The organism is Rhizobium sp. K33, from assembly GCF_056501445.1.
Map to the genome: position 1 here is coordinate 2,411,594 of NZ_CP096478.1, position 24,204 is coordinate 2,435,797.

A 24,204-nucleotide genomic window follows, 5' to 3' on the forward strand; every position below is an offset into this window, starting at 1 on the left:
GGCGCTGGAGAGCGCGCCGTCCAAATCCGTGTCGAGGCCAAACACCAAAAACTTCCCGTGCAGCTTTTGCTGCAGTGCGTCCTTTCCGCTTTCCTTCCCGCGGAATTTTTCGCAATGTCGATCCAACAGGGGAACATGAAAGACTTATCAGATGTATGAATACGCGATCGCCTGGGAATGGCTGTCCTTCGCCGTCCGCTGGCTGCATGTGATCACGGCCATCGCCTGGATCGGCTCGTCCTTCTACTTCATCGCGCTGGATCTCGGCCTCGTGAAGCGCCCCGGCCTGCCGGTCGGCGCCTATGGCGAGGAATGGCAGGTGCATGGCGGCGGCTTCTACCATATCCAGAAATATCTGGTGGCCCCCGCCTCCATGCCGGAACATCTGACCTGGTTCAAATGGGAAAGCTACGCCACCTGGCTCTCGGGCTTCGCGCTGCTCTGCGTGGTCTATTATGGCGGCGCCGATCTCTTCCTGATCGATCGCACGGTGCTCGACATCGAGCCATGGCAGGCAATCGGCCTGTCGCTCGCATCGCTTGCCGTCGGCTGGATCCTCTACGATCTCCTCTGCAAGTCGCCGCTCGGCAAGAACACCTGGGGCCTGATGGTCTTCCTATACCTGGTGCTGATCGCCATGGCCTGGGGCTATACGCAAGTGTTCACCGGCCGCGCCGCCTTCCTGCATCTGGGCGCCTTCACCGCCACCATCATGTCGGCCAACGTCTTCTTCATCATCATTCCCAACCAGAAGATCGTCGTTGCCGACCTGATTGCCGGGCGGACCCCCGATCCCAAATACGGCGTGATCGCCAAGCAGCGCTCGCTGCACAACAATTACCTCACGCTGCCCGTCATCTTCTTCATGCTGTCGAACCACTATCCGCTGGCCTTCGCGACAGAGTTCAACTGGATTATCGCAGCCCTCGTCTTCCTGATGGGCGTCACCATCCGTCACTGGTTCAACACGACGCATGCCCGCAAGGGCAAGCCGACCTGGACCTGGCTGGTGACGGTGCTGATCTTTATCGTCATCATGTGGCTGTCGACAGTGCCCAAGGTGCTGACCGGCGAGGAAGAACAGGTGAGCCTTTCGACCCGTGAACAGACCTTTGTTGCAAACGGCCATTTCGAAGCCGTGCGTGATGTCGTACAGGGCCGCTGTTCGATGTGCCACGCCGCCGAGCCCGTCTGGGAAGGCATCGCGGGGGCACCAAAGAACGTGAAGCTTGAGACGGACGGCGAGATCGCCGCCCATGCCCGTGAAATCTATCTCCAGGCCGGCCGCAGCCATGCCATGCCGCCCGGAAACATCACCGATCTCTCGCCCGAAGAGCGCCAGTTGCTCGTCGCCTGGTACGAGACGACGGTCGAAGGCAAATGATGACAATTGAGACCCTGATCCGCGGCCGCCTCCTTTCCTTCCGTCGCGCCCCCGGGCACGCCGGCGACCGCGAGAGCTATCTCTACGAGGAAGACGGCGCGCTGCTGGTGCGGGACGGCAAGATTGCAGCCGTCGGCGTCTATGCCGATGTGAAACCCAAAGCGGGCGCAGACGCGACCGAGATCGACCACCGTCCGCATCTGATCCTGCCCGGCCTAATCGATTGCCACGTGCATTTTCCCCAGATGCAGGTGATCGCCTCCTATGCCGCCAACCTCCTGGAGTGGCTCAACACCTACACCTTCCCCGAGGAATGCCGCTTTGTCGAAAGCGCCCATGCCGAGCGCATCTCCACGCAATTCTTCGACGAATTCCTGCGCCAGGGCACGACGACAGCGGTCGCCTATTGCTCCGTGCACAAGGCGTCCGCCGATGCCTTCTTTGCGGAAAGCCTGCGTCGCGGCACGCTGATGATCGGCGGCAAGGTGATGATGGATCGCAATGCGCCGCAGGGTCTGCTCGACACGCCGCAGCTCGGTTATGACGAGACGCGCGCGGTGATCGAACAATGGCATGGCAAGGGCCGCAACCATGTCGCCATCACCCCCCGCTTTGCCATCACCTCGACGCCCGAGCAAATGGCGATGACGCAGACGCTGGCGGAGGAATTTCCCGACCTGCACATCCAGACGCATCTGTCGGAAAACCACGACGAAATCCGCTACACCTGCGAACTCTATCCTGACGCCACCGACTACACCGACATCTACGCCCGCTACGGCCTTCTGCGGAAAAAGGCGCTCTTTGGCCATGCCATTCATCTGTCGGAGCGCGAGGCGGATGCCATGGCCGAAAGCGGCGCGGTCGCGGTCCACTGCCCGACCTCCAACCTCTTCCTCGGCTCCGGTCTCTTTCCGCTGAAGTCAATCAAGCGGCGCGAGAAGCCCGTGACGGTCGCGGTCGCGACCGATATCGGTGGCGGTTCCAGCTATTCCATGTTCAAGACCATGGACGAGGCCTACAAGATCCAGCAACTGCTCGGCGAACGTCTGAACCCGCTAGAGAGCTTCTACCACATGACGCTCGGCAATGCCGTGGCGCTCGACCTTGCCGACAAGATCGGCACGCTGGACGAAGGCACGGACGCCGATATCGTCGTTCTCAACGCGGCGGCGACCCCGGCCATGCGACTGCGCATGGAGACCGTGACGTCTCTGTCCGAAGAGCTTTTCCTGCTGCAAACACTGGGCGACGATCGGTCGGTCGTTGAGACCTATGTGGCAGGCAAGGCCTCGAAGCCGGGAGCGGGGGCATAAGACGGTCATGAGCGAAAGCGGCTATTCCGGCACCCCTCTTCCGAAGAAACTCGGTTTGAAGCCGGAATTTGCCGCTCTCTTCATCGCACTGCCGCCGGACCTTCACCATCTGACTGCTGATCTGCCTCATGTATCACAGGCACCGACCCTTGAGGGCGCACAGGGCGCAAACCTCGACTACGCCCATGTTTTCGAGACCTCGCGCACGCGTCTCGAAGACCATGCGCTTCGCCTGAAAGCCATGCTGAAGCCGACGGGCATGCTGTGGATCTCCTGGCCGAAGAAGGCGTCGAAAGTCCCGACCACAATCACCGAGGATGCGCTGCGCACCATCCTCCTGCCGACCGGCCTCGTCGACGTCAAAGTCTGCGCCGCCACCGAGATCTGGTCGGGCCTGAAATTCATGATCCGCAAGGACCTGCGCTGAACCACAGTCATCCGGAGGAGGATGCGTCGTGCTGATCACCAACCTCGCCCTGGGCACCCTGATGATCTCTCTCACGGTCGTCATCCACACCTTCGGCCTGATGGGCGTGACCCATGTGATGAGCATCGTGACCGACCGCATCCGCCTGCACGGTCATCGCAGTCGGATGCTCGCCATGAACACCGTCGTCATCGGGGTTTTCGCGGTGCTGACGGCCGAAGTCTGGCTCTGGGCGAGCTGCTACTGGCTGATCGGCTTTCTCGATGACTTCGAAACCGCCCTCTACTTCGCCACCATCACCTTTTCCACCGTCGGCTATGGCGACGTCATCCCGCATCCGGAATGGCGCATGCTGGCGGCGCTGCAGGGCGTGAACGGCTTTCTGCTGATCGGCTGGTCCACCGCTTATCTGGTCGCGGCGGGCATTCGCGTCGGGCCATTCCGATCCGGCGAGCACTTCTGAAATGGACAAGAGGTAAAATTATCTTACCTCTACCACCTCTCCCCTGTTCACAGTCGGCTCCGTGGCATGATATGCCGGTTGCACGATATTGGCGGAGAGAGAGACATGGGGCCGATCCTTGAAATTTCCGATCTGAAGAAGCTTGCCCGCAAACGCGTGCCGAAACTCTTCTTCGATTATGCCGACAGCGGCTCCTATACCGAGAGCACCTACCGGGCGAACGAGAGCGATTTCGCCAAGATCAAGCTGCGTCAGCGTGTGCTGGTCGACATGAGCGGTCGCACGCTGGAAACGACGATGATCGGCGAAAAGGTGAAGATGCCGGTGGCGCTGTCGCCGACCGGGCTGACCGGCATGCAGCATGCCGATGGTGAGATGCTGGCGGCGAAGGCGGCGGAAGAGTTCGGCGTGCCCTTCACGCTCTCGACCATGAGCATCTGCTCGATCGAGGATGTGGCGTCCGTCACCAAGCGGCCTTTCTGGTTCCAGCTCTACGTGATGCGCGACCGCGATTTTGTCGTGAACCTGATCGAGCGCGCCCGTGCCGCCGGATGCTCGGCGCTTGTCCTCACCGCCGATTTGCAGCTGCTTGGCCAGCGTCACAAGGATATCCGCAACAGCCTCGCCGCTCCGCCGAAGCTGACGCCGAAGCACCTCTACCAGATGGCGATCCGTCCACGCTGGTGCTGGAACATGCTGCAAACCAACCGCCGCACCTTCCGTAACATCCATGGCCACGCGAAGAACGTGACCGACCTCTCCTCGCTGCATTCCTGGACAGCCGAGCAGTTTGACCCAAAACTCTCCTGGGCCGATGTCGAATGGATCAAGAAGCAATGGGGTGGCAAGCTGATCATCAAGGGCATTCTCGACGTCGAGGACGCAAAGATGGCCGCCGAAACCGGCGCTGATGCCATCATCGTCTCCAACCATGGCGGACGCCAGCTGGACGGGGCCCATTCCTCGATTTCCATGCTGCCGAGGATCGTCGATGCGGTCGGCGACAGGATCGAAGTCCACCTCGACGGCGGCATCCGCTCGGGCCAGGATGTGCTGAAGGCCGTCGCGCTGGGCGCCAAGGGCACCTATATCGGGCGCCCCTTCCTTTATGGCCTCGGCGCCATGGGCCAGGCAGGCGTGACCAAGGCGCTCGAGATCATCGCCAAGGAGATGGACATCACCATGGCGCTCTGCGGCAAACGCCAGTTGGCGGATGTCGACAAGTCGATCATCGCGGAAAACCCGTTCTGAGCCCGACCGGGCGCGATCGCACAACCGGAAACAACCGGTAATGCGCAAGTCACGCCTCATCGCTCGGTAGACGCGTAATGACCAGAAGATACTCTTTTCCCGCGAAATGACTTCGCGGGGGATACCATCATGACACGTACCATCATAGACACGCCCTACAGCGTGAAGGCGCGGGCGCACTCTCTGGCATCACAAGGCGTTCGCTGCGTGATCCGTTACTACAACCGTCAGAACAGCCAGACTTTCCCGGACAAGCGACTGACCAAGGCTGAAGCCGAGGCCATCGTCGAGGCCGGCATGTCGATTGCGGTGGTCTTTCAGCAGAACCACCGTCTGATCGGCGATTTCTCGAAGGACTGGGCCGCCAAGGATGCCGACGCTGCCTTACGCTGCGCAGCGGATGTGGGACAGCCGGCAGACAGCGCCATCTATCTCGCCGTCGATCATGACTTCCTGGCAAACGAGGATCTCAACACCATCGCCGCCTATGTCGACCACGTGGCGGGAGCATTGCGTTCGGAAGCGTTCAAGATCGGTGTCTACAGCTCCGGCCGGGTGGCGCGATTTCTGCAGTCGGCAAACCTCGTCGATCATGTATGGCTCGCTCGCCCCTTGGGCTGGTCGGGCAGTCGTGACTATCTGAAGACGGATGCCTGGAGCCTTTATCAGGATGCCGTTGGCCTGAAGATCGACGGACTGGACTGCGACAGCAACATCACCCAGCCGGGCCGGCCGGATTTCGGCCAGTTCACCTTCGGCAACGCGCCTGCCATCGCCCAGGCACGCATGCTCGACGCTGGCGCATCCCGCAGCCTCTACGAAATCGATGCCCGCGGCAGCCTCAATCTGCGCGGTGGACCATCGCTCGATTATCCCGTCATCCGCACACTCGTACCCGGAACCCGGCTCTATGGGCTGCAGCGCAGCGGGAACTGGATCCAGGTGGATGTCGAAGGCGATGGCCGACCCGACGGTTATGTCGCCCTGGATTATCTCGTTGCGCTGGCCGGCGACACGCGCGATCTACCCGTCACGGGATTGCAGGCGATCGACATCGCCTATCGGGAACTGGAGCTTCAGGTTCGCGAGGTGCCGGGTGGCGCGAGCAATCCACGGATCGCGCTCTACTACCAGCGCATGGACGGCCGAGCCGCCACGCCGGATGATGGCGAGGTTGCCTGGTGCTCCTACTTCGTCAACTTCTGCTTCTCCGAAGTCGGGCAAAAGGGGTCGGGCCGCGCCAATGCACGCTCCTGGATTACCTGGGGCAGACCTGTCAGTGGCGCCCCACAACGTGGCGACGTCGTCGTGCTGTGGCGGGAATCGCCCGACAGCTGGAAGGGACATGTCGGCTTCTTCGTCGGCTATGACGGAGACGACTGGCTCCTGCTCGGCGGCAACCAGGACGACGCGGTCTCGATCCGGCCCTACGACCCGAGCCGCGTTCTCGCCGTCAGGCGGATGTGATCTGGTTCACTCGAGGCGGCCGGTGGCAAGCCCGGCCGCCCACGTGGGACGACGGTTGCGCCCGGCAAGCTGCGACTGCGTCATGTGATCATAAGGCACGAGGCGAAACGAGACGGACCAGCCGAAAGGCGTCTCGTCGAGGATCGCATAGGACGCAAGCGGGCTGCCGGCCTCCACCTTGTGATAGACCGGCGCATCATCGTCATAGGCCGGGCAGCCGACGCTGCCGGGATTGACGATCAGGCGTCCATCGGCAAGCCGGACGGCCCGCGGCAGGTGGGTATGGCCGCAGAGGATCAGCGGCTGTTCGATACCCTCCGCCCAGGCCTCGATCTCCTGCCTGTCGCGCAGGACGACATTCCTCTCAGGAGTAACCTGATCGAGCCAGTAGGTGCCGTCATCCTGGGGCCGGGCATGGCAGAGATAGGCCACGTCCTGGAAGACGGCATCGAAGGGCAAGGTCCGCAGCCAGTCGAGATGCTGAGGGCTGAGCTGGCCGAACGCATCCGCTTCCCATTCATGCATGTCGCCGGCCGCATGTTCGATGAGATAGCGATCGTGATTGCCGCGGACGGTCAGGAGCCCGAGCGGCACGAGGATGTCGGCGGTTCTTCCGGCTTCGAGCGGCCCGGACAGGCAGTCACCGAGATTGACGATGTCGGAGGTCGCGATCCCCTGCGCCGCGATATCCGCGAGCACCGCCTTGAGGGCAGCAGCATTGCCATGAATGTCGGCGATCGCTGCAAACCGCATCAGCTGCCCCGATAGGTCGAATAGCCGTAGGGCGAGAGAAGCAGCGGCACATGGTAATGCGCCGTGGTGTCGGAGATGCCGAAGCGGATCGGGATCACGTCGAGGAATGGCGGCTCCGTCAGCGCGGAGCCTTTGCCTTTCAGATAGTCACCGGCATGGAAAAGCAATTCGTATTGCCCGACCTGGAAATCGTCGCCGATCAGCATCGGCCCGCCATCGACACGGCCGTCGTCATTGGTGAAGACCGTCTTGATCAGTTCTGCCTCCTCGCCCGTCATCCGCATCAACTGGATGCGCAGACCCTGGGCGGGTTTGCCGAGCGCTGTGTCGAGCACATGGGTGGTGAGGCCGGTCATATCTGGGGCTCCCGAATCATGAAGGGGGTCTCGAAGAAGAATTCCTCGAGATTGTTGCCGGGTCCGTCGCGATCGACAACCAGGAAATCGCTGACCTCGCCGATCGCCATCAGGGGATGGTGCCAGGTGTTGCGCCGATAGTTCACGCCTTGATGCGGGCTGGCAAGAAACACCTGTGGCTCCCCGGGCTTTCCGTCCTCATCAAGTGATACGGCAATCAGGAACGGCCGTCCGGAGAGCGGCGAAAAGCTCTGACTACCGAAAGGATGCCGCTCCATCATGTTGATCTCATAGGGAAAGGCGCGCGGCTGGCCACGGAAGATGTTGACGATCACCCGCGCCCCCTCGCCCGTCACCTCGGGTGAAAACAGCGCATGAAAGCGTTCCGTCGTGCCGCCATTGATCAGCCGCATGGTCGAGGGATCGGCCTCGATCACCTCGCCGAAAGGCGCAAATGTTTCAGCCGTCAGCGGACGGATCGTCAGGTCGATGGGCAAAGGGGTTATTCTCCCTCGGGATAAATGTGGATTAGGGAGTCGACGATCCGAACCAGATCAAGCGCTTCATGCTTCGCAGTCTGGTACACATAATCGAGATTTATGTCGAAATACCCGTGCGCCATCCGGTTACGCATGCCACGGATCGTCACCCAATCGATTTCAGGATGCTCTGCAACGAAGTCCGGCGAAAACGCTTCGAGTTGGACAACGCTCTCGCTTGCCATCAAAAGGCTCATCCCGACGCCGCGTTTAACAAGAAGATTCGTGCGGAACTCTTGCAGACCGAGCGCACCCAACAGCTCATGGGCATCCAAGGATGCACTTCGGATCCGTTCGAGAAGCGAGCGAATACGATGTTCACGCTTCATATTGGCAGCGCTTCCGCCAGGATACGTCCCCGATGCTTCTGCGGTATCTCGCTAGTCGTCACCAGATGCACCGGCACTCCCTCTGCAAGATCTTCGAGGGCAGACTGCAACCCGCCAAGCGTCATCAGGGAAGAACCCGGAAGCGCATCGACGAGAATATCGAGATCACTGTCTGAGCGGTCTTCTCCGCGCGCAACGGAACCGAAGACACGAGGATTCGTCGCGTTGTGACGTGCTGTCACCTCGCGGATCAAAGCTCTCTTTCGTTCCAGTATATCTGACGGTCGCATCACCGGGCTCCTTGACGACAATATATGTCACAGCGGCCGCAAACAAAAGACGCCCGGCTGTTGCCTAGACGCCAGAAACGAAAACAGCGCCGGCGTTTCCACCGGCGCTGCAATCATTGTCGCTCAACCTGAAATCAGGCGGCAGACTTGGCGTAGTCGGCCGTCGGGACTTCGGAGATCGTCTTCAGGACGATGGAAGCGATCGCATAGGGGTCGCCCTGCGAGTTCGGGCGGCGATCTTCCAGGTAGCCCTTGTAGCCGTTGTTGACGAAGGAGTGCGGAACGCGGATCGAGGCGCCACGGTCGGCAACGCCGTAGGAGAACTTGTTCCACGGAGCCGTTTCGTGCTTGCCGGTCAGGCGCAGATGGTTGTCCGGACCGTAGACGTCGATGTGCTCCTGCCAGTTCTTGGCAAAGGCCGCCATGAGGGCTTCGAAATATTCCTTGCCGCCCACTTCGCGCATGAAGGTGGTCGAGAAGTTGCAGTGCATGCCCGAGCCGTTCCAGTCGGTGTCGCCGAGCGGCTTGCAGTGGAATTCGACGTCGATGCCGTACTTTTCGCAGAGGCGGAGCAGCAGGTAGCGAGCGATCCAGATCTGGTCGGCGGCCTTCTTGGAGCCCTTGCCGAACACCTGGAATTCCCACTGGCCCTTGGCCACTTCGGCATTGATGCCTTCGTGGTTGATGCCGGCTTCCAGGCAGAGGTCGAGATGCTCTTCGACGATTTCACGCGCGATCGAGCCGACATTCTTGTAGCCGACGCCCGTGTAGTACGGACCCTGCGGAGCCGGGTAGCCCTGCTCGGGGAAGCCGAGCGGACGGCCGTTTTCGTAGAAGAAGTATTCCTGCTCGAAGCCGAACCATGCACCCTCGTCGTCGAGGATCGTCGCACGGCTGTTCGACGGATGCGGGGTGACGCCATCGGGCATCATGACTTCGCACATGACGAGAGCGCCGTTGGTGCGGGCCGGGTCGGGATAGATGGCGACCGGCTTCAGCACGCAATCAGACGAGTGGCCTTCGGCCTGCATCGTCGAGGAGCCGTCGAAGCCCCAGAGCGGCAGCTGTTCCAGGGTCGGGAAGCTGTCGAATTCCTTGATCTGCGTCTTGCCACGCAGGTTCGCTACCGGCTTGTAGCCATCGAGCCAGATATACTCGAGCTTAAACTTGGTCATGGTGCTCTCTCTTCAGTCTCGCGCCACTCATCGGCGCAACAGAGGGGTGATTCTCCGGCTTGCCCGGGAGTCGCATTTCAAAATGCAGGAAGCGTGCCAGTTTGCTCCGAGCCCTCGGATCCTGGCCATTTTGTCGCAGCCAGGCTGCGAAATTCCCGCGAAGCATGGGCTTTCTTTAACAGATACCGCTCATATTCAAGGAACCGCAGAGCCCGGCTGCGTGTTGTTGGAACACGACAGATCACGGAAGCACCGTGATGATTTTAAATTCATCACTTTTTCTGCGTGAATACTGCACACAAAATAGGCAAATTGCACTTTTCGTGTGCATATCAGTTTTGAATGTGATAGGGATGAAACATCGAAGAACTCGGTGAGACGAGAGGTAGTAGCATGACAACGAACATTGTTCGGGAATCGGCGAAGATCTACGAATTCCCGGTGCGTGACGCCGCAAGGCTGAATGCCATGCGCGAGCGTATGGCGCCCAAGCCCGTGATCTATGAAAGCGGCTCGGCCAGCTGGTATCACGAAGAGGCAATCCGCGAAGCCGAACAGGCCCGCAAGCAGTAATCGCCAACACGGCAAACGGAAAAGCCGCCCGCATTGCGGACGGCTTTCAGCATGCGATGAGCGGGCCTTGAGCCCGCTCTTTTCGTTTCCACCCTGCTTTTCAGGCCTTGGTGCCGAAGAGACGCAGGCGCATCACGCCACCATCCGGATGAACGCCAATGCGCACATGCGTGACCGGCCCGATCTTCTGGACCTGATCCCCTTGATAAAGATGCTCCGCATCCATCTGCATCTTCTGCCGCGTCAGGATCGGCTGCCACTGCTCGGAGGCCGCAATCTCGGCCTCGCTGAACGTGTCGCCGGCGTCGGGCAGATAGGCACCGAGCAGCTCGCAGGTATCGGGGTAGTTGCCCTTGTAGAAATGCGTGTCGATCAGCACTCTGTTGATCACGCCGGCATGCCCGAGCCGGATGATCGCCCAGTCGTGACCGGGACCGCGGCGGCGCTTGGTTTCCCAGCCATCACCCATATTGGTGCCACGGCCGGGAGACAGGATCTTGTCGGGGTGGCCGTAATGCGCATCCGACCAGGCCAGCGCCTTGGCGCCATGGAAGATATAAGCGAGATCGATCTCTTCCGTCGCCCCGACCTTCGACCAGTCGAAATGGGCAGCGCCATAGACGCGCAGACGCGCAATGCCGCCGTCGGGATAGATGTGCAGGCGCAGATGCGTCCAGACCTTCGAACTGTCGGCATTGGCAAAGAAATGCTGTGCGGAGGGCCCAAGCGGCGACTTGACCACCAGCTCCGTCCAGACCGTCGCGTCGGTCGGATCACCGCTCTCGACGAAAGCCGCCTCGATCGAGCAATGGGGCGGGTAGTTGCCGGTGAAGAAGCGGGTATCGACATCGAAGCCGAAGATGCGGCCCGGCATGGCCAGACGGATGATGGCGTGGTCGTGACCCGGCACGCGCTTGCGACGGCTTTCCCAGCCATCCATGTACTTGCCGTTATCGTCATAGAGATCCGGATCGAAGGCAGCCGGATCGTCATTGAGCATACGCGACAGCGGCGCAAAGAACTCGTCCGTCGAGGAGATGCCGACGGCACCCAGGCGGGCCGAGGCCAGATTGACGGCACCGGCAGCAAACTCCGGCAGGGCGACGGTCGAGGTCTCAAGCATGTCAGTGTGTCTCCGGCAGCAGGGCTTCGAGACGAAGCCGGGCAATTTTTTCCACCTGCTGGCAGGCGGTGTCGAATTCCTGGTCTCTGGCGTTGGCGATGCGCGTCTCGAAGGCGGCGAGAATGTCGTCCTTGGTCAGTCCCTTCACCGCGATGATGAAGGGGAAGCCGAACTTTTCGACATAGCCGGTGTTGAGTTCGGTGAAGCGGGCATGTTCCGCAGCGGAAAGCCGGTCCAGCCCGGCACCCGCCTGTTCGCGTTTGCTGTCTTCCGTCAGTTCGCCAGCGATTGCGAGCTTGCCCGCGAGATCCGGATGGGCGCGCAGCACGCCGAGACGTTCATCCGGGCTCGAAGTCCGGAAAATCATCGCCATCGCATCATGCACGTCGAGCGCATTCAGCGGCTCCTCGATCATGCCGGCATCGAAGGCACGCTCGGCAATGAACGGCGAATGCTCGAACACGCCACCGAAACGCTGAACGAAGTCCGCTCTGTTCATGCCCTGATCCATCTGTCATGAGGCCGCGGCTGAAAAGGCGCGGCGAAGGGAAGCGCTTCGCTGATCGACGCGAAGCAGTCGACGGAAGGATTAGCCGAGGCTCAGACGCTTGTCGAGTTCCCCCTCGCGACAGGATCACACCTGCAGATGATAACCGTTCCGCTCCGGAAACGGCCAGTCTGCAAGCAGGCTCATTTCGGGCCGGTAGATCTCCACCTTCAGCGGATAGCATCTGGCCACATCGCTCGAATGGCTGGTGCTGCAATCGCCACCCGGGCAGGCTGAGAGCGCGCCGAGCAGGTCGATCTCGGCGAACATCTCGAGGAAATCGCCGGGACGCACCGGGCTTGCCTTCATGAAATACTGCTGCGTGTCACGGGTGAAGCCGGTGCACATGAAGACATTCAGGACATCATGCACATGCGGCTCGGCGGCCTTGATGTTGATGCCCTTGTGCTGTGAAAGTGCCCGGCAAAGGTTCGAATGGCAGCAGTGGTGGTAGTCGCCGCCGGAGAGCAGCCGGTTCGTATAAGGATCGCAGCGCGTACCGATCACGTCATGCACCCCGCCGCCGAATTCGTCGAAGCCGTACCAGCCGAGCGTGTCATGGCTGATCGTCGCCATGGGGCGCAGCGACGGCAGATTGCTCCAGAGGCGGTTGCCGGTCGTCACATGGGTCGCATGCAGTGCCCGCGTCTTGCCGGAAAAGAAGCGTTCGGACAGGTCGTTGGCATTCCAGAGGTTCAGGTCGCCGACCTGCGGCCCCTCGACGCTGACGATGCGAAAGAAATGCCCCTTCGGCACCTCGAATGTGTTGCCCTCGCGCGGCGGCACGATCACCTCGCCGATCTTGTTCATCGTCGCCCGCGCGCGCTCCAGGATGCCCATGTCGGGCGCTTTCAACGACTCCACCGGATAGCAGACGACAGGCTTGACCGCACGGCGGGCAGCCGCATCGGCAGGAACGGGGACGTTGGCGTTGAAGGACGACATGGGAGGCTCCGGGATCGGGATGAGACGTGAGCCAAAACTGCCCCACCTCCCCCTCGGCTGACAACTGTCTCTCTTCTTGCCCCATGGACAAGTCTGGCTTAGTCATGCGGTGATGAGACTCCCACCACCAGCAACCCTTCGGGCCTTCGAGGCCGCTGCCCGACGCGAGAGCTTTCTCCAGGCCGCAACCGAGCTCGGCATGACGGCAGCGGCCGTCAGTCAGCATGTGAAAGCATTGGAAGACTGGCTGGGTCTCGCTCTTTTCGAACGTCGTCCGCGCGGCGTGCGGCTGACCACCGACGGACGCGAACTCGGCGCCGCCTGTTCCGAAGGTCTCGGCCATATCGCCCGCGCGGCCGAGCGTTTGATGGCCCGCCGCGGCGGGTTGCGCGTCAGCCTCGCCTGCAAACCCTCCGTGGTGAACCACTGGCTCGGCCCCCGCCTGCCCCGCTTTCGCGCCGCACATCCCGAGATCCAGGTCTCGGTCGTCTATCCGCTTGGCGCATTGACGCCGGATGAGGCCGGCACCGACCTGCTGATACGCCACGGCACGCGACCGCCGGCGCGGGCGGAGCGTATCCTGGATGCGGCCACCCGCCCGACCTGTTCGCCGTCCTATCTGGAAAAATATGGACCGATCACCAAGCCAGCCGACCTTCTGACACAGCATCTGCTGCATGATGCGACGGAAGCCGCTTGGCAAACCTGGCTCGCCGCACAGGGCATCAATGGCCCGACCCCGTCAGGTCCACTCTATGCCGATTTCAACCTGCTGGTCAGCTCGGTGCTCTCGGGCCTCGGCATCGGCCTCTGCCCGACAGCCCTGATATCAGACCACCTGGCAGCGGGCACGCTGACAGTCCTGTTCGACGAAGCCGCCGACCAGGACAAGGCCTACTGGCTGCTGTCAGGTCCGGATCTGTCAGACCCCGCCGCGACCTTGCGGGACTGGTTGTTGGAGGAGGCGGAGGTATCGCCTGTAAACATCACTCTGCCGGGACCAAATTGATCTCGAGCTTGAGGCCGACGGCCGCCGCGTAGCGTCGTAGAGTCGTCAAAGATGGGGACACACCGCCGCCCTCAAGCCGCGCGATAGCCGACTGCGTTGTGCCCATACGTTTGGCGAGCTCGGCCTGAGAGATATTGCCCTCTGTCCGAGCGCGAACCAAGGCCTCGACGATCTGGAATTCGGCATCAGCCTTCTCATACTCAGCCCGAAATTCTTCGTTCTGCATGAGCGTCTTTTTCAGATCAGCAAGCTTCGTCATCTTTGTATCTCCTGCAATCTCGCTCTCGCAAGTTCGAGCGCGCGCTGCGGTGTCTTCTGCGTCTTCTTCTGAAAGACGTGCAAGACAACCACTCTTCTGCCTGTCATGGTCACATAAATACCGCGAGCAATACCCTCAGCGGATTTCGCCCTCAGCTCCCAGAGCTTCCCTTCGAGATGCTTGACGTGGGGTTCGCGGAGCTGTTCCAGCCCCAGACGCTCGACAGCTTCCAGCAACCGAACAACGCGTGCCTGAAGTCCTGGCGGCAAAGCCAGGATCTCGGCATCTGCTTCACGGTGGGTTTCCACGTGCCATAACATGCACGCTATATAGCATGCGCGCTATAATCCTTCAAGAAGATCTCACCACGCCGGCTTGTGATGCTTGTGCCAGTGCTCGGCAATCTCGATGCGCTTCGGCACCCAGACCTTTTCGTGGCTGGTCACATAATCGATGAACCGCGCCAGCGCCGCAGCGCGCCCCGGCCGGCCGACGAGGCGGCAGTGGAGGCCGACGGACATCATCTTCGGGCTGCCGTTCTTTCCCTCCTCGTAGAGCACGTCGAAGGCGTCCTTGAGATAGGTGAAGAACTGGTCGCCGGAATTGAAGCCCTGCGGTGTGGCAAAGCGCATGTCGTTGGTCTCGAGCGTATAGGGAATGATCAGGAAGGGCTTGCCCTCGAGATCCGGCACCCAGAACGGCAGGTCGTCGGAATAATTGTCGGAGGAATACATGAAACCGCCCTCCTCCATGACCAGGCGCAGCGTGTTCATGGACGGCTTGCCCTGATACATGCCGAGCGGATGCGAGCCGGTCAGTTCCTTGTGCAGGCGGACTGCCTCCTGAATGTGCTGCCGCTCGACCTCTTCGGGGAAATCCTTGTATTCGAGCCAGCGATAGCCGTGGCTGGCGATCTCCCAATCCGCTTCCTTCATCGCCGCGACCGCTTCCGGATTGCGCGCCATGGCAAGCGTCACACCATAGACCGTCACGGGGACCTTCCGCTCGGTGAACATCCGCCAGAGCCGCCAGAAGCCGGCGCGCGAGCCATATTCGTAGATCGATTCCATGTTGAGGTTGCGCTGGCCGGCCCAGGGCTGGGCACCGACGATTTCCGACAGCAGGCATTCGGACGCCGGGTCGCCATCGAGAATGCAGCTCTCGCCGCCCTCCTCGTAATTCACCACGAACTGCACCGCGATCCGCGCATCGCCGGGCCATTTCGGATCGGGAATGTCACGGCCATAGCCGATCAGGTCGCGGGGATAAGGAGCAGTCGTCATCGGTTCACCTCTCGTGTTTTGACGCGAGGCTATTGGCGACGGCGGCACCTGTCGAGATGGCAAGACAGAGTTTTTGCTGCAGCGCGAAGCGTCAGGCGATCTTGCGGCTCGAAACCCGCCCCAGCGGATGCAGAGAATGCACGGTGAAGGGCGCGCCACGCTCCGGTTCGACGAAGAGCGCGAGATTGGTCACAATGACCGGCTCGGCCAGAACCGGATCGAAATGCGCCTTCAGCCCCTGCTCGATACGGGGAAAGTCCCGCGCCAAAAGCGGACCGGTCAGCGTCATGTGGAAACGGAACTCATCCATCACATAAGGATGGCCCCAGCGGCTCAGATTGCTGAATTGCGGAGCCGAAAGCCGCTCCGGATGTCGCCGCTCGATTTCGGCTTCGGTGAGCGGCGCGCGGAACCCGTCGAAGGCTTGAACGACGGAAGCGGCGAGATGATCGACCTCCGGACAAGGGCGTTCCAGGATCAAGCCAAAAACATCACCGATACGGCCAACCGAAAGCCCGTCCAGCACCACGGGCTCCATGCGGCCGGCAAAATGCATGAGTTCGCGCAGGAGAGCGCTTTCGCTCGATCCCTCGCTCAAACGAAACGGTGCCTTGAAGGTGGCATGAAAGCCGAAGCGGCGGGGCAGCGCCGTGTGGAAGGCGATCTCGTGCACACCGATGCCCTTGAGACCCGGATGCTCCTCCGCCTCGCCCGAAAAAACGTTGCGACCAAGCCAGCGCGCCGCTGCATCGGCGAGCGGTTCACGGGCAGGCGGCGTAAAGCAGATGGCATAGCGCATGTCGAGCACCTCGCACTGGCTCGGGTCGGAACTTTAGCAGTTGCCGTTACAAGCCGGTGGATAGGTGATTTGCATGACAGTATCACGAAGCGGCCTGCGCTAATTTCCCGCGCAAACGCTCGCAGAACCCTAGTATTTCAGGGTATTTCGGCAATTTCCTCATCATTTGCACGACGAGCAGCCACCGAAACGTGATGCGCGAGGCTGAAGCTGTGAGGAAGCGCAAGACGTTTGCCCGCGATCGAATCAAGCACTGCATCGGCCAATAGATGCGCGATGCCGAAGCTCACCTTGAACCCGCCCGTCAGCGCATGCACATGGGGGTGGTCGGGATGCGGCCCGACCATGGGATCACGATCGATGGCCTTGGGCCGCAGCCCCGCCCAGCGCTCCACGACCTCGGCCTTTCGCAGAACCGGAGCCAGCTCGCGCGCCTCGGCGATCAAGGCGTCGAGCTGCGCGTCGGTCGAAAAGGGGTCGTCATACCGGTTCTCGCTGGTGCTGCCGATCGCAACACGGCCGCCCTCATGCGGGACGACATAGAGGCCGTCGAGATAAAGAAGCGGCAGATCATCCGGCAGATCGGCCTTCAACAGCGCCGCCTGCCCTTTCACGCCCCGACCGAGCGGTTTCCCGAGGTTGGGGCCCACCATGTCGAGCAGAGGAAAGGAGCCGACACCGGCCGCGACCAGGAGATCACCAAAGCCGATGGCCGACCCGTCTTCCAAGGACACGCTCCTGGCAGCCGCATCGATTGATTGGACGGCCTGGCCTTCGATGACCCGCACATGCCGTGATCGGGCCAACAACTGCCTGATCGACGCCATCAAGCCGCGCGGCGAAACCCGCCCGGCGAGACTGTCGAGGACGATACCGGCCTCGGAAAACTGGCGTGACGGCCAGTCGGTGAAAGGGCTCTCATCCGTCACGGACCAGTCGAAGCGGCGGCCGGACTGGTCCCAATTCGTCTGAGCCTCATCCGAATGGCGTTCCGCCAGCGGCCGCAGATGCGGTTTCGGCAGAGGGATGAGCCGGCCGCATCGGCGATAGCCGGTGGAGAGCCCGCTCTCGGCCTCGACGGCAGCGATCTCGGCCTCCAGCGTGAGCAGCCCCTCGAACTGCAATTGCTTCTTCTCGTTCCAGCGGTCCGGCATATGCGCCATCAGCGCGCCGAGCAGTCCGCCGCTTGCACCGCTGGCGATGCCCGCCCCGTCGATGAGAATGGTGTCGATGCCGCGCCGCTCTGCCTTCAGCGCGGCCCAGAGGCCCATGATGCCGCCGCCAACGATCACGAGTTCTGCCCGCAATTGACCTGACACCGCAGCCGTCTTATCGGACATGGCCATGACCCATTCGAATTCCACGCCGGACAATCCCGACACTGCACCGCTCACCTGGCATGACGGCGATATGCCCTTTTCGACCGCCTTTGGCGACCATTTTTATTGCCAGACCGATGGGCGGCTGGAATGCGGCCACGTTTTCCTTGCCGGTAACGGTTTGCCAGAGCGCTGGCGTGAGGCCGAGCAGTTCACCATCGGAGAACTCGGCTTCGGCACCGGCCTCAACGCCTGCGAAACCTGGCGGCAGTGGAAGTGGCATCGCCTCCCTGGTGCCCACCTGCATTTCGTCTCCTTCGAGCTCTTTCCCATGCAGGCTGCCGAAATCGATCGGGCCCTGTCCCGCTGGCCGGAAATCGATGCCGAGCGCAAGGCCCTGGTCGCGCTCTGGCCGTCATCGCCCTCAGGCGTGGTGACGATTGATCTTGATGGTGAGACCCGGCTTTCAGTCGTCTGCGGAGACGCCTTCGAGAACCTGGCGGAAAGCGACCTCCGCTTCGACGCCTGGTATCTCGATGGCTTCGCTCCATCCCGCAACAGCGCCATGTGGTCGGCGGAACTGATGCAGAGGGTTCATGACACGACGGTGGAAGGCGGCACGTTCGCGACCTATGCCGCCGCAGGCTTCGTCCGCCGCAACCTGATTGCCGCGGGCTATGCCGTGGAAAGACGTCCGGGCTTTGCCGGAAAGCGGGAAATGCTCTGCGGGGTCCGGCCGGCGGCCTGATCAGCCCTCGGAGCCGGCGGCGGCCAGGATTGGCCGGCCGCTCCACTGCTCGATCTTGCGCATCAAGAGCTCCGGCGAAATCGGCTTGGAGAGATAGTCGTCCATGCCGGCGGCGAGACAAGCGTCCCGGTCGCTGTCCAACGCATGGGCCGTGACCCCGATGATCGGGATGCGGTCGCCCGGCCCAAGACCTTCTTCGCTGCGGATGACAGCGGTCGCCTGATGGCCATTCATCACCGGCATCGAAACGTCCATCAAGATCAGATCTGGCGGTTCGCTGCGCCAGGCCTCCACCGCCTCCTCGCCATTGCCGACAATGCGATAGGCAATGCCACTGCCAGTCAGAATCTGCCGAAAAACGATCTGGTTGACCGGATTATCCTCTGCGATCAGCACCCGAAGCGCGCCGTCATCCCGAGCAGCGACCGGTGCTGGCCTCGGCTCGACCGGCAGGGGCGCGCGTGGCGCAAGCGGAGCCGGTGTGGCCACCTGGCGCAAGCGAGGTCCGTTCACCCCATGGACGCGTGCGGTCCGGACCACATCGATGATCGCGCCGCGCAGGACATTCGCGCGGGCAGGCTTCATCAGATGCGCCTGGATCTTCAGGCTCTCGAAGAGACGGTCATCCCCCACCATGTCCATCGAGGTGAGGAAGACGAGGGCGATATCGTCGAACCGGCTGTCGCTGCGGATCGCCTTTGCGACATCGATGCCGTTCATGTCGGGCATCTGGTAGTCGATCACGACCACATCGATCGCAAGCCCCTCCCTATGGGCTGCACTGAGGATCTGCAGGCCGGTTTCTCCGTCCGGCACGGCAAGTCCGTCGAAGCCCCACATTTGCAGTTGTTCGGTGATGATGCGCCGATTGACGGCGTTATCGTCGATGACGAGGACCCGCGCATCCTTGACGGTCGCCGGCAATTCCTTCTGCCGGCGCCGCTCGGCAACGATGGCGAGCGGCAGTTCGACGGTGAAGGCAGAGCCACGCCCGACTTCCGACTCGACATGGAGCTTGCCGCCGAAGAGCCTGACCAGACCTGCAGTGATCGCAAGCCCGAGTCCCGTCCCCTCGTGGCGGCGTGTCGAGGAGGTGTCGACCTGCGAGAACTTCTCGAAGATCTTCGCCTGCATCTCCTCGGGGATCCCAATGCCGGTGTCTTCGATGCGGAGCTTCAGGACCGCCTGGCCATCCACCTGCGGCTCGGCGGAGACCTCGAGATGCACATGGCCCTTCTCGGTGAACTTGATCGCATTGCCGAGCAGGTTCGTCACGATCTGCCGGAAACGGCCGGGATCGCCCATGAAGGTGTGGTTGACCTTCTGGTCGCCGGAAACAACGAGCTCGATATCCTTCTCCGCAGCCGCGGCCGACAGGAGCGTGGCGACATCTTCGATCGCTTCGACCGGATCGAAGGGCGACTTGCGCAGCTTCAGCTGGCCGGCATCGATCTTGGAGAAGTCGAGGATGTCGTTGATGATGGTGAGCAGCGCATTGCCAGACTTCACCATGATGTCGACGAAGGTTTTCTGGCGGCTGTCGAGTTCGGATTTGGACAGGAGTTCCGCCATGCCGAGCACACCGTTCATCGGTGTGCGGATTTCATGGCTCATATTGGCGAGGAAGTCGGACTTCGCCTTGTCGGCGGCTTCGCTACGAGCCAGCAGCACCTCGAGCTCCGCTTCACGCGCCTTCACTTCGGTAAAGTCGGTAAGCACGACCACGCAGCTGCGATCACGCCCGAAAGTCGCCTCCAGCTTGACCCAGGTCTTGCCATTGGCGAGGAAACTCGTGGAAACGGCGTTCGCGCTGTGCAAGGCCGATTGCCACTGCTCAAGGATGCTCGAGGCTTCCGCGCCGAAGTCACCACGCGCCGCGCAGAATTCGAAAATCGGCCGCCAGCTCGAGCCAGGTACAATGAGGTCGTCGGGAAGGCCGAGGATGTGCGAGAAGGACGGATTGACCTCGGCGATCCGGCCCTGCTCGATCATCATCAGGCCCTGCGTCATCATCCGCATGGATTCCTGGACGAACCTGCCAAGCCGCTCCAGTTGCTGCTGGGCCTGGTCGATCTCCCGTTCCCGCGCGCGCATCTCGGTCAGATCGGAATAGGTGAGCAGGATCTTGCGGTCGTGCAGGCGCGTGATGGTCGCCAGCACGAACTTGCCATCGTCGTAAGCAAGCTCGGTCACATGCGAGCCTTCGAGCGCATCGAACTGCGCGATCCGGGCGCGGTACCCCTCTTCGAAATCCACACCCGGCCAGGCATAGCCGAGCTTGTAATTCTGTTCGCAATAGGAGCGGAAACTCGAGCCACTCAGCTTGATGTCGGCCGGCCAACGCCAGATTTCGCGGCACTTCTCGTTGGCGAACTCCACCATGTAGTCGGAATCGATGATCACGACGCCGACCGGCATCACCTGCAGCATCGACACGATGTCGGCATAAAGCGACTCGGCCCGGGCCTGAGCCGCCATCAGCGCTTCTTGCCCCTTCTTGAGCATGGAGATGTCGTTGACCGAGCCGACGAGATAATGCTTCTTCTGTGCGGTGGTGATGCGGCTGAGGCGCGTGATGACCGAGATCTCCTCGCCGTCGCGAACGACAACTTCCCGGTTCTTCTCGATCATCTCGCCGGTGGCAAAGATGCGAAGGTTCTCTTCCTTCATGATCTTGCCATGCTCCGGCCAAAGCTCTTCCTCTGTCAGCCCGTAAATGTCTTCGCGGCGCTGACCATGCAGGTCTTCGTAGGCCTTGTTCACATAGATCATCCGGCGATCGGGATCGCGAATAAAGACCGGCACCGGCATCTGCTCGAGTGCTGCGCGATAAAGGAGTGTTTCTTCCTCGCGCTGGATGACATCCGAGACATCCGAATAGGTGAGCAGGATCCGACCGCCATCCAGCCGACGGCTGCCGCCGGCCAGCGCCCGGCCCGATGGTGTCTTCACGTCGATCAGCGGGCCCTCCTCAAGGCTCACCACTTGCTCGATGCGATAGTCGACACGCTCATCAAGCTCCTCGCGCGAAACGCCGGTACCGCTGCGCCCCATGGTTCGCAGCAGGAACTCCCGATATCCCATGCCGATCAGCGACAGGGGAGGGTCAAATTCGGTCATCTCCACGGCTGCCGGATTGGCGAACGAGATCCTGAGATCCGGATCGAGCACGATGATCCCGACTGGAAGCGAACCCATCAGGCTGTGCAGATGCGCCTGAAGCGCTTCCGACTCCTGCCGCACCGCTTCCAGCTTCTTCTGCTCTTCCCGCAGCGGAGAAAGGTCGGTGATGGAGCCGACGATGTAGCGGGCTCCATCCGGACCCGTCACCGCGCCGGTCCGGGTCAGCACGGGAACCCGCGTTCCGTCCGCCTGGATGAAGGTATCCTGGACTTCCTCGGTTATGCCCGTTGCGAGCACATGGCTGTTGCCTTCGAAATAGGCCTGCCCCAGCTCCGGAAACATCTCCTGCTCGGTCAGCCCGACCAGTTCTTCGATCGGCCGGCCGACGATTTCGGCATAGGCACGATTGGCAAACAGCAGCCGGTGGTCTTCCCCACGGAAATAGGTGGCGATGGGATATTGTTCGAGCACAGCCTGAAAGACAGCAGTCGACGGAAGCGTCTCGGAAGCGGCACCCGCGTTTACAGGCGCCGACGAACGTTCTTCCATGAAACCAAAGAGATAAATCCGGTCGTCATCGTCGAAGAAGCGCTCGATATGCAGGATGCGCGCGGGCCCAGACGGCTCCGGCCGCAGATGCAATTCTTCCTCTTCGCCGAAGACGAGCACGCGCCGCTCGCGGTCATCCCGATGGTCATCGAGATTGGCGCCGAGGATTTCCCGATCGCTGCGGCCGATAAAGCTTTCAGGCGCGAGATTGTGAAGCAGCGCGAAAGCAGCATTGACCGCGACATAGCGCAGTTCGCTGTCCTTGACATACGCAGGCAGGTCAAGCGCGGCAATCTTGTCGCGGACTAGCTCGAGCAAGGCGCTTCCCCGGGTCAAATCTCTGTTCACCATGAGATCAATGACTTGTTTTGGTAAACAGCGAGTAAGCAGAGAACAATCTGATACTTAAAAAGCGAATACAGATAGACCTTCTGCCTCGCGACAAACAGCTGACCATGCCACTGTTCCAGATGAGCCGGTTTTTCGTCGCAAACGGCAATGCCTTTTGCGGCCCGAACCTGCGAGACTTGATGTCGAATTTGACACAATGGATCGACCATGAGCGACATTAGCATCTCCGCCTTGTCCGAGACTGAAACCCCGTCGGCCGGTGGCGAACGCCGCAGACGCACCGGCGGCCGCGGCAGCGAGCGCAGCCGCGCCGGTGCTGCCGGCAAATATCGCAACCTCGTCAATCGCCTCGCCAAGACCGAACTGCTCGATCCGGAAGCACTCGACGCCATCCACGATGCGTCGCTGACCATTCTCGAAGAAATCGGCATGGACATCATGCTGCCGGAGGCGCGCGCCATCATGAAGGCGCATGGCGCAGAGGTGACGGAGGGCTCGGACCGCGTCCGCTTCGACCGCGGCCTGATCATGGACATGATCGCGTCTGCCCCGCGGGAATTCCAGATGTTTGCCCGCAATCCCGAGCGCAACGTCAAGATGGGCGGCAACAATCTGGTCTTCGCCCAGATCGCCTCCGCCCCCTTCGTCGCCGACCGCGAAGGCGGCCGCCGCGCCGGCAATCAGGAAGACTTCCGCAAACTGGTCAAGCTCGCCCAGTGCTATGACGTGATCCACACGACGGGCGGCTATCCGGTCGAGCCGATCGACATCCACGCCTCGGTGCGCCACCTCGACTGCCTCTCGGACATGGTGAAGCTGACCGACAAGGTCTTCCATTGCTATTCGCTCGGCAAGCAGCGCAATCTCGACGCGATCGAGATCGCCCGCATCGGTCGTGGCATTTCGATGGAGCAAATGGAGAACGAGCCCTCGCTCTTCACCATCATCAACTCGTCTTCGCCGCTCCGCCTCGATGGCCCGATGCTGCAGGGCATCATCGAAATGTCGTCGCGCGGCCAGGTCGTCGTGATGACGCCGTTTACGCTCGCCGGCGCCATGGCGCCCGTCACGATCGCCGGCGCCGTCGTCCAGCAGAATGCGGAAGCGCTGTGCGGCATCGCCTTCACCCAGATGGTCAAGCGCGGCGCCCCGGTCGTCTATGGCGGCTTCACCTCGAATGTCGACATGAAGACGGGCGCACCTGCCTTCGGCACGCCCGAATACATGAAAGCCGTCATCGTCGGCGGCCAGCTCGCCCGCCGCTACGGCATTCCCTACCGAACCTCGAACACCAATGCGGCGAACACGCTGGACGCTCAAGCCGCCTATGAGAGCGTCTTCTCGCTCTGGGCACTGACCCAAGGCGGCGGCAACTTCATCATGCATTCCGCCGGCTGGACCGAAGGCGGCCTGACAGCCTCCTTCGAGAAGTTCATCCTCGACGTCGACATGCTGCAGATGGTGGCCGAATTCCTGACGCCCCTCGATGTCAGCCAGGATGCGCTCGCTCTCGACGCCGTCCGCGAAGTCGGCCCCGGCGGCCACTTCTTCGGCACCGCCCACACGCTCGCCCGCTACGAGACGGCCTTCTATTCGCCGATCCTTTCCGACTGGCGCAATTTCGAGACCTGGACCGACGCCGGCCGCCCGACCACCTACGACCACGCCAACCGCGTCTTCAAGGAGAAGCTCGCCACCTATGAGCGCCCGCCTATCGACCCTGGTGTCGAGGAAGAGCTCGATGCCTTCGTGGCGAAACGCAAGGCCGAAGGCGGGGTTGCGACGGATTTCTGAGGCGCCGGGTTCAGCCCATCGAAGCAGACTCG

The 24,204-nt window shown here is 61.7% G+C and carries 26 protein-coding genes; 10 read left to right on the top strand and 16 right to left on the bottom strand.

What is annotated here, in order from left to right; translation table 11 throughout:
* Positions 1-151 precede the first annotated feature (151 nt).
* The 6 genes from puuD to M1E12_RS11930 all read left to right on the top strand — a co-directional run bounded on the left by puuD (position 152) and on the right by M1E12_RS11930 (position 6,308).
* Positions 152-1,384 carry a urate hydroxylase PuuD gene (puuD, locus tag M1E12_RS11905; protein ID WP_479561932.1) on the top strand — a complete coding sequence of 411 codons (1,233 nt, stop codon included), beginning with the start codon at positions 152-154 and terminating at the stop codon, positions 1,382-1,384.
* Positions 1,384-2,700 carry a guanine deaminase gene (gene guaD, locus M1E12_RS11910; protein ID WP_479561933.1) on the top strand — a complete coding sequence of 439 codons (1,317 nt, stop codon included), beginning with the start codon at positions 1,384-1,386 and terminating at the stop codon, positions 2,698-2,700. Before puuD ends, guaD begins: the two co-directional genes overlap by 1 nt.
* Positions 2,701-2,707: 7 nt before the next feature.
* The gene (locus M1E12_RS11915) at positions 2,708-3,127 is read left to right on the top strand and encodes a hypothetical protein (protein ID WP_479561934.1); all 420 of its coding nucleotides are present in this window, start codon (positions 2,708-2,710) and stop codon (positions 3,125-3,127) included.
* 28 nt (positions 3,128-3,155) lie between these two features.
* Positions 3,156-3,590 (top strand): potassium channel family protein, encoded by a 435-nt coding sequence (locus tag M1E12_RS11920; protein WP_479561935.1) that lies wholly within the window; start codon positions 3,156-3,158, stop codon positions 3,588-3,590.
* 105 nt (positions 3,591-3,695) lie between these two features.
* Complete coding sequence (locus M1E12_RS11925; protein ID WP_479561936.1) at positions 3,696-4,841, top strand: alpha-hydroxy acid oxidase; 1,146 nt, start codon at positions 3,696-3,698, stop codon at positions 4,839-4,841.
* Positions 4,842-4,970: 129 nt separating this feature from the next.
* Complete coding sequence (locus tag M1E12_RS11930; protein WP_479561937.1) at positions 4,971-6,308, top strand: TIGR02594 family protein; 1,338 nt, start codon at positions 4,971-4,973, stop codon at positions 6,306-6,308.
* A 6-nt stretch (positions 6,309-6,314) separates the two neighbouring features.
* Here M1E12_RS11930 and M1E12_RS11935 read toward each other — a convergent pair whose 3' ends face one another.
* From M1E12_RS11935 to M1E12_RS11960, 6 genes are all read right to left on the bottom strand, one after another.
* On the bottom strand, positions 6,315-7,061 hold the full coding sequence (locus M1E12_RS11935; RefSeq protein WP_479561938.1) for a metallophosphoesterase family protein: 747 nt from the start codon (positions 7,059-7,061) through the stop codon (positions 6,315-6,317).
* A complete protein-coding gene (gene uraH / locus M1E12_RS11940) occupies positions 7,061-7,417 on the bottom strand; it encodes a hydroxyisourate hydrolase (protein WP_479561939.1) in 357 nt (118 codons plus the stop codon). Before uraH ends, M1E12_RS11935 begins: the two co-directional genes overlap by 1 nt.
* Positions 7,414-7,914 carry an ureidoglycolate lyase gene (locus M1E12_RS11945; RefSeq protein WP_479561940.1) on the bottom strand — a complete coding sequence of 167 codons (501 nt, stop codon included), beginning with the start codon at positions 7,912-7,914 and terminating at the stop codon, positions 7,414-7,416. The genes uraH and M1E12_RS11945 overlap by 4 nt, the downstream gene beginning before the upstream one ends.
* Positions 7,915-7,919: 5 nt before the next feature.
* Positions 7,920-8,285 carry a HepT-like ribonuclease domain-containing protein gene (locus tag M1E12_RS11950; protein WP_479561941.1) on the bottom strand — a complete coding sequence of 122 codons (366 nt, stop codon included), beginning with the start codon at positions 8,283-8,285 and terminating at the stop codon, positions 7,920-7,922.
* Positions 8,282-8,575 (bottom strand): nucleotidyltransferase family protein, encoded by a 294-nt coding sequence (locus tag M1E12_RS11955; protein WP_136541315.1) that lies wholly within the window; start codon positions 8,573-8,575, stop codon positions 8,282-8,284. Before M1E12_RS11955 ends, M1E12_RS11950 begins: the two co-directional genes overlap by 4 nt.
* Before the next feature lie 134 nt (positions 8,576-8,709).
* On the bottom strand, positions 8,710-9,750 hold the full coding sequence (locus M1E12_RS11960) for a glutamine synthetase beta-grasp domain-containing protein (protein WP_113459710.1): 1,041 nt from the start codon (positions 9,748-9,750) through the stop codon (positions 8,710-8,712).
* A gap of 393 nt (positions 9,751-10,143) precedes the next feature.
* On the opposite strand from M1E12_RS11960, the gene M1E12_RS11965 reads away from it, so the two are divergent.
* The gene (locus tag M1E12_RS11965; protein WP_113459711.1) at positions 10,144-10,323 is read left to right on the top strand and encodes a DUF2735 domain-containing protein; all 180 of its coding nucleotides are present in this window, start codon (positions 10,144-10,146) and stop codon (positions 10,321-10,323) included.
* Positions 10,324-10,423: 100 nt separating this feature from the next.
* On the opposite strand, the gene alc is transcribed toward M1E12_RS11965, so the two are convergent.
* The 3 genes from alc to M1E12_RS11980 form a co-directional block, all read right to left on the bottom strand.
* Positions 10,424-11,446: an allantoicase gene (gene alc / locus M1E12_RS11970; protein ID WP_479561942.1), complete on the bottom strand. Its 1,023-nt coding sequence runs from the start codon at positions 11,444-11,446 to the stop codon at positions 10,424-10,426.
* A 1-nt stretch (position 11,447) separates the two neighbouring features.
* Entirely contained in the window at positions 11,448-11,945 is a 498-nt protein-coding gene (gene uraD, locus M1E12_RS11975; RefSeq protein ID WP_479561943.1) for a 2-oxo-4-hydroxy-4-carboxy-5-ureidoimidazoline decarboxylase, read from the bottom strand.
* A gap of 135 nt (positions 11,946-12,080) precedes the next feature.
* Positions 12,081-12,938, bottom strand: coding sequence for an urea carboxylase-associated family protein (locus tag M1E12_RS11980; RefSeq protein WP_479561944.1), 858 nt, complete (start codon positions 12,936-12,938; stop codon positions 12,081-12,083).
* A 112-nt stretch (positions 12,939-13,050) separates the two neighbouring features.
* Between M1E12_RS11980 and M1E12_RS11985 the strand changes: the two genes are divergently transcribed.
* On the top strand, positions 13,051-13,947 hold the full coding sequence (locus M1E12_RS11985; protein WP_479561945.1) for a LysR substrate-binding domain-containing protein: 897 nt from the start codon (positions 13,051-13,053) through the stop codon (positions 13,945-13,947).
* Here M1E12_RS11985 and M1E12_RS11990 read toward each other — a convergent pair.
* From M1E12_RS11990 to M1E12_RS12010, 5 genes are all read right to left on the bottom strand, one after another.
* On the bottom strand, positions 13,925-14,206 hold the full coding sequence (locus tag M1E12_RS11990; protein WP_479561946.1) for a helix-turn-helix domain-containing protein: 282 nt from the start codon (positions 14,204-14,206) through the stop codon (positions 13,925-13,927). The genes M1E12_RS11985 and M1E12_RS11990 overlap by 23 nt on opposite strands.
* Positions 14,203-14,514 carry a type II toxin-antitoxin system RelE/ParE family toxin gene (locus tag M1E12_RS11995; protein ID WP_246035068.1) on the bottom strand — a complete coding sequence of 104 codons (312 nt, stop codon included), beginning with the start codon at positions 14,512-14,514 and terminating at the stop codon, positions 14,203-14,205. The genes M1E12_RS11990 and M1E12_RS11995 overlap by 4 nt, the downstream gene beginning before the upstream one ends.
* Before the next feature lie 54 nt (positions 14,515-14,568).
* Positions 14,569-15,489, bottom strand: coding sequence for an allantoinase PuuE (puuE, locus tag M1E12_RS12000; protein ID WP_479561947.1), 921 nt, complete (start codon positions 15,487-15,489; stop codon positions 14,569-14,571).
* A gap of 91 nt (positions 15,490-15,580) precedes the next feature.
* On the bottom strand, positions 15,581-16,288 hold the full coding sequence (locus tag M1E12_RS12005; RefSeq protein WP_479561948.1) for a DUF1045 domain-containing protein: 708 nt from the start codon (positions 16,286-16,288) through the stop codon (positions 15,581-15,583).
* A gap of 137 nt (positions 16,289-16,425) precedes the next feature.
* Entirely contained in the window at positions 16,426-17,634 is a 1,209-nt protein-coding gene (locus tag M1E12_RS12010; RefSeq protein ID WP_479561949.1) for an NAD(P)/FAD-dependent oxidoreductase, read from the bottom strand.
* On the opposite strand from M1E12_RS12010, the gene mnmC2 reads away from it, so the two are divergent.
* On the top strand, positions 17,633-18,355 hold the full coding sequence (mnmC2, locus tag M1E12_RS12015) for a tRNA (5-methylaminomethyl-2-thiouridine)(34)-methyltransferase MnmC2 (RefSeq protein WP_479561950.1): 723 nt from the start codon (positions 17,633-17,635) through the stop codon (positions 18,353-18,355). The two genes, M1E12_RS12010 and mnmC2, sit on opposite strands and share 2 nt — an antisense overlap.
* Here mnmC2 and M1E12_RS12020 read toward each other — a convergent pair whose 3' ends face one another.
* Positions 18,356-22,345 (bottom strand): PAS domain-containing protein, encoded by a 3,990-nt coding sequence (locus M1E12_RS12020; RefSeq protein WP_479561951.1) that lies wholly within the window; start codon positions 22,343-22,345, stop codon positions 18,356-18,358.
* A 26-nt stretch (positions 22,346-22,371) separates the two neighbouring features.
* Positions 22,372-22,596: a hypothetical protein gene (locus M1E12_RS12025; RefSeq protein ID WP_113465484.1), complete on the bottom strand. Its 225-nt coding sequence runs from the start codon at positions 22,594-22,596 to the stop codon at positions 22,372-22,374.
* Between M1E12_RS12025 and M1E12_RS12030 the strand changes: the two genes are divergently transcribed.
* Positions 22,586-24,172, top strand: a complete 1,587-nt coding sequence (locus M1E12_RS12030; RefSeq protein ID WP_479561952.1) for a trimethylamine methyltransferase family protein — start codon at positions 22,586-22,588, stop codon at positions 24,170-24,172. The genes M1E12_RS12025 and M1E12_RS12030 overlap by 11 nt on opposite strands.
* The last annotated feature ends 32 nt before the right edge of the window (positions 24,173-24,204 follow it).

Bases quoted from the DNA above. Each gene is read 5' to 3' on its own strand.
- M1E12_RS11925 (WP_479561936.1), top strand. From the start codon at position 3,696: ATGGGGCCGATCCTTGAAATTTCCGATCTGAAGAAGCTTGCCCGCAAA.
- M1E12_RS11955 (WP_136541315.1), bottom strand. From the start codon at position 8,575: ATGCGACCGTCAGATATACTGGAACGAAAGAGAGCTTTGATCCGCGAG.
- M1E12_RS11960 (WP_113459710.1), bottom strand. From the start codon at position 9,750: ATGACCAAGTTTAAGCTCGAGTATATCTGGCTCGATGGCTACAAGCCG.
- alc (WP_479561942.1), bottom strand. From the start codon at position 11,446: ATGCTTGAGACCTCGACCGTCGCCCTGCCGGAGTTTGCTGCCGGTGCC.
- M1E12_RS11950 (WP_479561941.1), bottom strand. From the start codon at position 8,285: ATGAAGCGTGAACATCGTATTCGCTCGCTTCTCGAACGGATCCGAAGT.
- uraD (WP_479561943.1), bottom strand. From the start codon at position 11,945: ATGAACAGAGCGGACTTCGTTCAGCGTTTCGGTGGCGTGTTCGAGCAT.
- M1E12_RS11915 (WP_479561934.1), top strand. From the start codon at position 2,708: ATGAGCGAAAGCGGCTATTCCGGCACCCCTCTTCCGAAGAAACTCGGT.
- M1E12_RS12005 (WP_479561948.1), bottom strand. From the start codon at position 16,288: ATGCGCTATGCCATCTGCTTTACGCCGCCTGCCCGTGAACCGCTCGCC.
- M1E12_RS11935 (WP_479561938.1), bottom strand. From the start codon at position 7,061: ATGCGGTTTGCAGCGATCGCCGACATTCATGGCAATGCTGCTGCCCTC.
- M1E12_RS11965 (WP_113459711.1), top strand. From the start codon at position 10,144: ATGACAACGAACATTGTTCGGGAATCGGCGAAGATCTACGAATTCCCG.
- M1E12_RS11990 (WP_479561946.1), bottom strand. From the start codon at position 14,206: ATGACGAAGCTTGCTGATCTGAAAAAGACGCTCATGCAGAACGAAGAA.
- M1E12_RS12030 (WP_479561952.1), top strand. From the start codon at position 22,586: ATGAGCGACATTAGCATCTCCGCCTTGTCCGAGACTGAAACCCCGTCG.
- guaD (WP_479561933.1), top strand. From the start codon at position 1,384: ATGACAATTGAGACCCTGATCCGCGGCCGCCTCCTTTCCTTCCGTCGC.
- M1E12_RS11985 (WP_479561945.1), top strand. From the start codon at position 13,051: ATGAGACTCCCACCACCAGCAACCCTTCGGGCCTTCGAGGCCGCTGCC.
- uraH (WP_479561939.1), bottom strand. From the start codon at position 7,417: ATGACCGGCCTCACCACCCATGTGCTCGACACAGCGCTCGGCAAACCC.
- M1E12_RS11980 (WP_479561944.1), bottom strand. From the start codon at position 12,938: ATGTCGTCCTTCAACGCCAACGTCCCCGTTCCTGCCGATGCGGCTGCC.
- M1E12_RS11930 (WP_479561937.1), top strand. From the start codon at position 4,971: ATGACACGTACCATCATAGACACGCCCTACAGCGTGAAGGCGCGGGCG.
- M1E12_RS12010 (WP_479561949.1), bottom strand. From the start codon at position 17,634: ATGGCCATGTCCGATAAGACGGCTGCGGTGTCAGGTCAATTGCGGGCA.
- puuD (WP_479561932.1), top strand. From the start codon at position 152: ATGTATGAATACGCGATCGCCTGGGAATGGCTGTCCTTCGCCGTCCGC.
- puuE (WP_479561947.1), bottom strand. From the start codon at position 15,489: ATGACGACTGCTCCTTATCCCCGCGACCTGATCGGCTATGGCCGTGAC.
- M1E12_RS12025 (WP_113465484.1), bottom strand. From the start codon at position 22,596: ATGTCGCTCATGGTCGATCCATTGTGTCAAATTCGACATCAAGTCTCG.
- mnmC2 (WP_479561950.1), top strand. From the start codon at position 17,633: ATGACCCATTCGAATTCCACGCCGGACAATCCCGACACTGCACCGCTC.